Consider the following 459-nt stretch of genomic DNA (forward strand, 5'->3'; position numbering starts at 1 on the left):
CAGTGAGCGCGATGCGGTCTTCGGCGATGGCTTGCGCGGAGGTCATTGATTCCGCCGTTGCCGCAGTGGCCTTGCGCGCCCTCATCGCGGCGGCAGGAGCCGCAGGTGCGGCTGCCGCCGCAGGCGCAGGCGCCGAATAGGCTTCCGGTGCGGGTGGCGCTGCAGCAGGCATCGGCGGCGAGGCAAAGGCGGTGTCGGCTGCGGGCGCAGGTGGTGGTGCCGGCGCCATCATCGGGGCAGGCAACTGCCGAGGTGCGGCGGGCGCGGGTTTCGGCACGTCTGCGATGGCCGCTGCCGAAGCAGGTGCTGCCTCAGCGGCCGCAGGTGCTGCTGTTGGTGCAGGTACCGGTTCGGTGGCTGCGACATCAGCGGCCGTGCTGTCGTAGGCCATGCCTTCGGCGTTCGCATCGGCCGCCATTTCCTGTGCAGCCGGCGCGGTGGCAACTGCCTCCGCTGGGG

1 protein-coding gene is annotated in these 459 nt (G+C 71.7%); it reads right to left on the reverse strand.

Annotated features, from left to right (window positions below; translation table 11 throughout):
• On the reverse strand, positions 1-459 hold a 459-nt coding region (locus LC457_RS23295; protein WP_223601921.1), incomplete at both ends, for a hypothetical protein.

Origin of the sequence: Chryseobacterium sp. GVT01B (assembly GCF_019970045.1) — a bacterium.
Classification (GTDB): Bacteria; Bacteroidota; Bacteroidia; order Flavobacteriales; family Weeksellaceae; genus Chryseobacterium.